At 66.2% G+C, this 6000-nt stretch carries 4 protein-coding genes; all 4 read right to left on the reverse strand.

Translation table 11 applies throughout. From position 1 onward, the window contains the following. Positions 1-50: 50 nt before the first annotated feature. Entirely contained in the window at positions 51-1520 is a 1470-nt protein-coding gene (locus tag VGR99_RS33675) for an AMP nucleosidase (RefSeq protein WP_326904259.1), read from the reverse strand. Positions 1521-1873: 353 nt separating this feature from the next. Then, complete coding sequence (locus VGR99_RS33680; protein WP_326904260.1) at positions 1874-3208, reverse strand: HlyD family type I secretion periplasmic adaptor subunit; 1335 nt, start codon at positions 3206-3208, stop codon at positions 1874-1876. A gap of 10 nt (positions 3209-3218) precedes the next feature. Beyond that, positions 3219-4967 carry a type I secretion system permease/ATPase gene (locus VGR99_RS33685; protein ID WP_326904261.1) on the reverse strand — a complete coding sequence of 583 codons (1749 nt, stop codon included), beginning with the start codon at positions 4965-4967 and terminating at the stop codon, positions 3219-3221. 266 nt (positions 4968-5233) lie between these two features. Continuing rightward, positions 5234-5503 (reverse strand): GlsB/YeaQ/YmgE family stress response membrane protein, encoded by a 270-nt coding sequence (locus VGR99_RS33690; RefSeq protein WP_326904262.1) that lies wholly within the window; start codon positions 5501-5503, stop codon positions 5234-5236. Positions 5504-6000 lie beyond the last annotated feature (497 nt).

Here is a 6000-nt window from a genome sequence, read left to right on the forward strand (position 1 = left end):
TGCTTGCACTCATGGAGACGTCAGCGTTCGTACGACAGGTCTGTTGTCCTTTACTGGAACGCGACCTCGGCGAAGCTTCGCAGCTTGCGCGAATGCAGGCGCTCAGATTCCTGCTGCTTGAGGCGCTCCAACGCCTTCAGGCCGATCTCGAGATGCTGGCCGACGCGACGGCGGTAGAATTCGCTGGCCATGCCGGCGAGCTTGATCTCGCCATGCAGCGGCTTGTCGGAGACGCAGAGCAGCGTGCCGTAGGGGACGCGGAAGCGGTAGCCGTTGGCGGCGATCGCGGCCGATTCCATGTCGAGCGCGACCGCGCGCGATTGCGACAGGCGGCGGATCACTTCAGGCCCCGAGATCTCCCAATTGCGGTTGTCGACGCTGGCAACGGTGCCCGTGCGCATCAGGCGCTTGAGCTCGAAACCTTCGAGGCCGGTGACGTCCTCGACCGCCTCCTCGAGCGCGACCTGCATTTCGGCCAGCGCCGGGATCGGTACCCAGAGCGGCAGTTCGCGATCGAGCACGTGGTCTTCGCGGACATAGCCGTGGGCGAGGACGTAGTCGCCGAGCCGCTGCGTGTTGCGCAGGCCCGCGCAATGGCCGAGCATCAGCCAGGCATGCGGGCGCAGCACGGCGACGTGGTCGGTGACGTTGCGCGCATTCGACGGGCCGGTGCCGATGTTGATCAGGGTGATGCCGCGGTAGCCGGGCGCGACCAGATGGAAGGCCGGCATCTGCGGCATGCGCACCGGCGCATCGCCGCTCGTTGCACCGCCGCTCCGGGTGATCACATTGCCCGGCGCGACGAAGGCATCGAGGCCCGCCTCGCCGGATTGGAGCCGCTGCTGGCAGAGCTGCGCGAAGGCATCGACATAGAACTGGTAGTTGGTGAAGATCACGAAGTTCTGGAAATGCTCGGGGTCGGTGCCGGTGTAGTGATAGAGCCGGCGCAGCGAGTAATCGACGCGCGCCGCACGGAACAGCGACAGCGGCTCGGGCGCACCGGCCTGGAGCTCGAAGGTGCCGTCGGCGATGGAATCGTCCATGGTGGCGAGGTCCGGCACGTCGAACGCATCGCGCAGCGATCGCGTGAGGGTGGAGTTCTCGCTGGTGATGATGGCGCCTTCGATGTTGATGTCGCGGCGATAGGCGAAGTGAATCGGGATCGGCTCGGCCGACTCGCCGATCTCCACGGGCACGCCGTGGTTCTGGATCAGGAGGCCGATCTGCTCGGTGAGATAGGCGCGGAACAGATCGGGCCGCGTGACGCTGGTCTCGTGCACGCCGGGCCCGGCGACGAAGCCGTAGGACAGACGCGAATCCAGCCGCGCATGCGTCGCGGTGGTCAGGCGGACGAAGGGATAATAGGCCCGCACCCGCGTCGTGATCGCCTCGCCGCCGACATAGGCCTCGAACCGGTCACGCAGGAATTTTGTATTGCGGTCGTAGATTTCTTCGAGGCGCGCGACGGCCGCCGATGCATCGGTGAAAGATTTAGTGGCGATGGAGGGTGGAGATTGCATTGTTCGACCGCCGAGTTGCTGTGGCTTTGAGTCGAACTATAGCAAAGAAGCAGGTGCCGTAGTGTGGGCAAAGCGGAGCGTGCCCACGAGATGCTCGTCGTTTGACAGATGGTGGGCACGGCGCGTTGCGCCTTTGCCCGCCCGACGAGAGCGTGCGACGAGACTGCGCATCACACACACCGCTGTCATGCCCCGGCTTGACCGGGGCATCCAGTACGCCGCAGCCTCTCGATTCAATCACAGCCGTCTCTGGAATACTGGATCGCCCGCCTTCGCGGGCGATGACAGCGAGATTGCCGTTCGAGATCCCGGATGCGCGCTCAGCGCGCTCCGGGATGACGCGCTTTCGCGCGTCACTTCTCGCGGAACGCCCGCATCAGCTGGTCGTGCAGGGGCTTCATCAGATAGGACAGCATGGTGCGGTCGCCGGTCTGGACGAAGGCTTCGACCGGCATGCCGGGGATCATCTTGACGTCGCCGAGGCGGGCGATCTCCTCCGGCGGCATCGAGACGCGGATGGTGTAGTAGCTCTGGCCGGTGCGCTGGTCGGTGGTGACGTCGGGCGAGACGCGGCTGACGGTGCCGTTCAGCTCCGGCGTGGTGCGCTGGTTGAAGGCGGACAGGCGCAGCAGGGTCTTCTGGCCGATCTGGAGCTTGTCGATGTCGACCGGATTGACCTTGGCCTCGACCAGGAGGTCGTCGGCCTGCGGCACGATCAGCATCAAGGTGTCGCCGGCGGTGACGACGCCGCCGACGGTGTGCACCGTCGATTGCAGCACCATGCCGTCCTGCGGCGCGCGGATGTCGACGCGGCGGAGCTGGTCCTCGGCGGCGACCTTGCGCTCGATCAGCTCGCCGATCTTGTCGTTGGTCTCGCGCAGATCCTTGGAGACCTCGCTGACCATGTCCTTGTCGACCTGGATGATCTGCAGCTCGGTCTCGGTGATCTTGCCCTTGGCCTGCGCGCGCGAGGCGATGTATTGCGCGCGCTCGCCGTTGAGGCGGGCGCTGTCGCGCTCGAGCGTCGTCAGCCGCGAGATCTGCACCAGGTGCTTCTCGTAGAGATCGCGCACACCGGTGAGCTCCTGCTGCACCAGGCCGATTTCCTTGTCCTTGGCCTTCTCCTGCGCGGACAGGCCCTCGATCTCCTCGTTGAGCTGCTGGACGCGCTCGCGGAGCTGCGCCTTCTGGCCGGCGCGGCCGTTGACGCGAACCTCGAACAGCTTGGTTTCGGCAGAGAGCAGCGCCTTGACGTCGGGATCGCTGCCGCGATCGAGCAGGCCTTGCGGAAACTCGATCTTGTCGAGGCCGCGCTGCTCGGCCTGCAACCGCGCAGTGCGCGCCTGCGCGGCGTCGAGATTCTTGACGACGATGGCGAGGTTCGCCTTGGTGACGGTGTCGTCGAGCCGGACCACGATGTCGCCGGCCTTGACCACGTCGCCGTCGCGGGCACGCAGCTCGCCGACCACGCCGCCGGTCGGGTGCTGCACCTTCTTGACGTTGGATTCGACCACGATCTGGCCCGGCGCGATCAGCGCGCCCGAGATCAGCGCGGTGGAGGCCCAGCCGCCGAGGCCGACGACCAGCACCACCACGATCCCGAGCCCGAGCATCAGGTGAAACTTGATCGAGTCCCGCACGGTCTTCTGGGCGGAGGGCTTGGCGCCACCGATCGTCATCGTGCTCATGACTTGATGCTCATGACTTGGTCACTCCGCCTTCACTGACGACCTTGATCGGAGCCGGCGGCGTCACCCGCGGCTGCAGCACCTGGGCGAGCACCTGCTCCTTCGGGCCGAAGGCCTGCATGCGACCGTCGCGCAGCACCAGGATCTGGTCGACCGCCTCGACGCCGATCGGCCTGTGCGCCACCACGATGACGATGGCGCCACGCTCGCGCGCAGCGCGGATGGCGCGGGTCAGCGCCTCGTCGCCTTCGGTGTCGAGATTGGAATTGGGCTCGTCGAGCACGACCAGGAACGGATTGCCGTAGAGCGCGCGCGCCAGCGCCACGCGCTGGGCCTGGCCCGCGGAGAGGGCTGCGCCCTGCTCGCCGACCTGCGTGTTGTAGCCCTCGCGCATCTTGATGATCATCTCGTGGACCCCGGCTTCCTTCGCCGCCGAGATGATGGCCTCGGACGTCGCCTCGGGATCGAAGCGGCTGATGTTCTGGGCGATGGTGCCGCCGAACAGTTCGACGTCCTGCGGCAGATAGCCGATGTGGCGGCCGAGGATATCGGACGACCATTGGTCGAGCGCCGCGCCGTCGAGCCTCACCTTGCCACGCACCGGATGCCAGACGCCGACGAGAGCGCGGATCAGCGAGGATTTGCCGGAGCCGCTCGGCCCGATCACGCCGAGGCCGTTGCCGGCGGCGAGCGCGAAGGTGACGTCCTGCACGATCAGGCGCTGGTCGCCCGGCGGCACCATGGCGATGCCTTCGACCGAGAGGCGGCTGGTGGGCGCCTGAAGCTGGGTCGGCATCGCCTGCGCCGGCATCTGCTCCAGCAGGCGGGTGAGGCGCTGCCAGCTCTGGCGGGCCGCGACGAAGGATTTCCAGTGCGCGATGGCGAGATCGACCGGCGCCAGCGCGCGGGCGGAGAGGATCGAGCCGGCGATGATGATGCCGGCGGTCGCCTCCTGGTGGATGACGAGATAGGCGCCGACCGCGAGCACGGCCGATTGCAGCATCATGCGCAGCACCTTGGCGATCGCGCCGAGGCCGCCGGCGACGTCGCTGGCACGCTGGTTGCCGGAGAGATATTTTTCGTTGGCCTCGCTCCAGCGCTGGTTCATCCGGCCGGCCATGCCCATCGACACCATGACTTCGGCATTGCGGCGGCTGGCGGAGGCGAGGTCGTTGCGCTGGGCGGCAAGGCCCATCGCCTCCTTCGCCGGCTGGCGGGACATGAATTCGGTGACGATCGTCAGCCCGACCAGGATGACGGCGCCGACCAGGGCGGTGACGCCGATCATGACGTGGAAGGCGAAGCAGATGGCGAGATAGAGCGGCAGCCAGGGCAGGTCGAAGAACGCGCTCGGGCCGGCGCTGCCGAGGAAGGAGCGGACATTGTCGAGGTCGCGCAGCGGCTGCAGGCCCTCGTTGCGGCTGCCGACCAGCAGCGGCAGGCGCACGATGGTGTCGAACACGCGCTTGTTGAGGGCCTCGTCCAGCGCGGTGCCGATCCGCCCCAGGATCCGGTTGCGGATCATGTCGAGCACGCCCTGCGCCATGTAGAGGAAGCTGGCGATGATGATCAGGCCGACCAGGGTCGGCACGCTGCGGCTCGGCAGCACCCGGTCGTAGACCTCGAGCATGAAGATCGACCCGGTCAGATAGAGCAGGTTGATCATGCAGCTCATCAGGCCGACGCCGATGAAGGCCGTTCGACAAGCGCGCAAGGCGTCGCCGAGCTCTGAACGGCGGACGCCAGGTAGGGCTGCCATCAGTCTGATCTCTTTCAGATGAGGGGCCAGAGCCCCCGATTTCACAGGCGCTTCAGGGGTACTCGACCCGGATTAACATCGCGTCTCCCCAGCGGCGAGCGCGACCAAATTCATCCAGGACCCTGATGGGCCACATCACCCGCCGATGGGCCCGCACGCAAGTCCGGTATTTCACAGTCTTTGCGGCTTTTTATAGCAGAGATCGCCGCCTCTCCCCAGCCCTTGAGGAGAGGCGGCAGGTTCCGACCGGCCGAGCCGGGCGATCGCTAGAGCCGACCGCCGCCACGCACCAGGCGGACCACCAGCAGCAGGATGATGGCGCCGATCGCCGAATAGATGATCTCCGAAACCAGCCCGACGCCGATATGGATGCCGAGCTTGGGGAACAGGAAGCTCGCGACGAACGCGCCGGCGATGCCGATCACGATGTCGCCGATGATGCCGAACCCGGCACCGCGCACCACCTTGCCCGCAAGCCAGCCGGCGACCAGGCCGACGAACAGAATGACGATGAGGCTTTGGCCAGAAATGTACATAAGTTGAAGTCCCTCTCCATGAACGGGCGGCATGGAACCGGAACCGGGATGAATGGGGTCTGAATGGTCGGCTCAAACAAAAAAGTCGAAAACAACCCCATGCACAGTAGGAGCGTAGCTGGCCGGCGGCGCCCGGTGAAGTGTGACAACTCGGTGTTGTCGTGGAGGAATTTTGAAGAAGGGCGCGGGTCGAGCGTGAGGGGTGCGGTGCGCTCAAATTTTGCGAATGTGAGGGGCGCACCGGGCTCTCATTCCCTCCCCCCTTGCGGGGTCCGAGGCGAGCGAAGCTCGCTCTCGAGGGCAGGGAGAGGGGTGGCCACGAACTCAGATCTCGCTTGCGGCCACCCCTCTCCTCCGCCCTCCCCCGCTGTTCAGACCGGGGAGATAGTGGACGGGTGTTCGGAGACATCGTGGACACTTTCGAGCCGTCCGTCGAGGGGCCGGATGTCGGCGGTTGCAATCGTCTGGGTTCTGAAAACGACGTCGAAGACGCCATC

Source organism: Bradyrhizobium sp. (assembly GCF_035935975.1).
Lineage (GTDB): Bacteria > Pseudomonadota > Alphaproteobacteria > Rhizobiales > Xanthobacteraceae > Bradyrhizobium.